The organism is Reinekea sp. (genome assembly GCF_982785585.1).
Genome location: NZ_CEYAVF010000046.1, coordinates 1 through 2,863 on the forward strand (window position 1 = coordinate 1; position 2,863 = coordinate 2,863).

Annotated in this window: 2 protein-coding genes and 1 tRNA gene; all 3 read right to left on the reverse strand. The window is 52.0% G+C overall.

What is annotated here, in order from left to right:
- On the reverse strand, positions 1–1,406 hold a 1,406-nt coding region (gene nhaD, locus AC4FIC_RS14145), incomplete at its 3' end, for a sodium:proton antiporter NhaD (protein WP_100256977.1).
- A gap of 134 nt (positions 1,407–1,540) precedes the next feature.
- Entirely contained in the window at positions 1,541–2,257 is a 717-nt protein-coding gene (locus tag AC4FIC_RS14150) for a tRNA-uridine aminocarboxypropyltransferase (RefSeq protein WP_273286102.1), read from the reverse strand.
- 223 nt (positions 2,258–2,480) lie between these two features.
- Positions 2,481–2,557, reverse strand: a tRNA-Arg gene (locus AC4FIC_RS14155).
- Positions 2,558–2,863 lie beyond the last annotated feature (306 nt).

The following is a 2,863-nucleotide window of genomic DNA, read 5'->3' on the forward strand; positions in this document are numbered from 1 at the left end:
CCATTCAACCACAGATGCACCCAGATACTGGCGAAATAGCCGAGCATGATCACCGGCGACCAGCGCAAATGACTGAAGAAGGTGTAGCTGCCTCGAGCCTGACCCATCAGGGCGACACCCGCGGCGGAGCCGATGGACAGCATCGATCCACCGACACCGGCGGTCAGCGTGACCAGCAACCATTGGCTGTGGGACATTTCCGGATTCATCGTCAGTACGGCAAACATGACCGGAATATTGTCGACGATGGCCGACATAAAACCGACCAATATATTGGCGTAAGTTGGCCCCAGGCCGACATAAACACTTTCCGAGACCAGCGCCAGGTAGCCGATAAAGCCCAAACCACCGACCGACATAATGACACCATAGAAGAAAAATAGCGTATCCCACTCCGACTGAGCCACCTTGGCAAAGACATCGAATTCATAGGGGTCTTCGATCTTATCGCTCGGTGGGTTGAGTTCACTGACGCGCCAGTTGCGTGAACGACGGCTCAGGTAATAACCAAACATTTTCAAATAGCCCAGACCGAACATCATGCCGTAGACCGGCGGGATATGGAAAAAGTTATGAAAGCTCACCGCGGTGATAATAGTCAGAATAAACAGACCTACTATCACTAAACCACCCGGCAGCATGATATCACTGACATCATGACTCGGGGCGGGCTTGGCCGGCGTGCCGATCGGCAACGAAAAATGCATGATCGCAGCGGGAATAACAAAGTTAACCACGGACGGAATAAAGAGCGCGAAGAACTCACCAAACTCCAGCATACCCTTTTGCCACACCATCAATGTGGTGATGTCACCGAAGGGGCTAAAAGCACCGCCGGCATTGGCGGCAACGACTATATTGATACAGGATAGGCCAATAAATTTCGGATTGTCTTGGCCCACGGCCATAACCACGGCACACATAATCAGGGCCGTGGTCAGGTTGTCGGCGACGGGCGAAATGAAGAAGGCCAAGATGCCGGTGAGCCAAAACAGCTGCCGATAACTAAAGCCCTTATCAATCAACCAACCGCGCAGGGCTTGAAACACACCGCGCTGCATCATGGCATTGATATAGGTCATGGCGACTAATAAGAAGAAGAACAACTCCGCGTATTCCAAGAAGTTATGCTGAATACCTTCCTTGATGGCGCCACCGGCGTGGTCGTTCATGTAGGCAACGGCAATAAGAATCCAAATCAGACCCGCTGAAATCATCACCGGCTTGGATTTGGGCAAATGCAACTGCTCTTCAAAAATCACTAACAGATAGGCTACTACGAACACGAACATGGCCGCATAGCCGGCCCAATGATGAGTCAGGTTAATGGTCTCGGCCATGCCCTCATTGGCCAACGCGGCGACGGACAGCAGCAGAGTTGAGAGTAAAACAAGTAACGCTTTCATTGAACATTTTCTCCAGTACACGCACGGACGACGATCCTCTAATGGCTCGACAGGTCTGGCGCTTTTCGATTACAAAAAATCCAACAGTTCGTTGGGCTTCTATCTAAAAAAAGGGGTCCTACTGGCAATATGCTCTATTGCCTTAGCGCCGCTAGGCGGGCTTCTGCCCCGGCATCGCCTCGGTTGACGCGTTTAACACCCATCTGGTAGCGGTAGCTAAACAGGTCGAACCAGGCATGCAGCAGGGCTGAATTAGCCGTTTCGCCTAACTCGGACAACAGCATGGCGGCAACCTCCGCGGTCGCCAGTTGCACTTCTTTGGCGGCCTTTCGCACCTGATAACGCGACGGCGCCTCAGGGGTCACCGACCATACTGGAAAACCGTCCAAATATGGACTCTTTCGGAACATTTTTTTTGCTTCACGCCAAGAACCATCCAACAAGATAAACAGCGGTCGCCGGCCGGCCAAATCTAGGGCCTCGGGTTGGCAGAGTTCGCGCTCGGGCGTGGCATATTCCTGCGGAAACACCACTATCGGCCGCCAGATCGGATCCTTTAGCAATGCCAGCAAAGCCGGCTCTGCCTCGGTCCGCTGCCAGATATAGGCGAAGGTGTCGGAGAACAGATCTGCGATCAGTCGGCCACTGTTGGAGGGTTTTAACACCTCATCGTCGTAATAGAGTAATAAAAATGCCGCGTTGGATGGGGCCGATGGCCGCAGGGTACAGATACAGAACTGGCGATCGATCCGGCACTGGTCACAGCGCTGCACTCGACCGCCACGGGCCGTAAAGGCCTTAGTGGAGCGGGCCAGACGCATTTCAAATAGCTGCTGAACAGCGTGTTTCACCACTTTCGCCTCGCGCGCAGAACCGACAGAGGGTCTCAACTTGGCTAACAGAGCGTACTCAGGCAGACAAGGAGGCCTATAGAACTTAAGACGCCTGCCAAACTAGAGGCATCTATTAAACCGAATGCATCTCTTAAACCGAAGGCAACTGCTAAACTCAGAGCAATAGCGGCTAATCGAATTATGTTCAGACTAAAAAAGGGGTATTACAGGGGTATAACAGTGGTGCGCCCGGAGAGATTCGAACTCCCGACCAAGTGGTTCGAAGCCACCTACTCTATCCAGCTGAGCTACGGGCGCACATTGGATGTTCTGCTTGAGAACGGCGCCCATTGTAATCGCCGCTTTAATCGGCGTCCAGTGTTGTGGCACAAATTAAGGTATAAATATTTGATTTAGCAGGACTTTTCAGTTTTAGCCCGAGACTCACAAAAGCTCGCTGATAGCCTATGAGAAGTTCCCCAGGGCCCGTTTGAACTTCATTCTCGGCTGCACGCTCACCGCTTTTTGCTGGGTGTATAAATAATTAAGCGCACCGCGATAGACTGGCTTATCAAAATGTTCAGGCATGTAATCTTCTAATTTACCAACATTCATCGGTTGCTG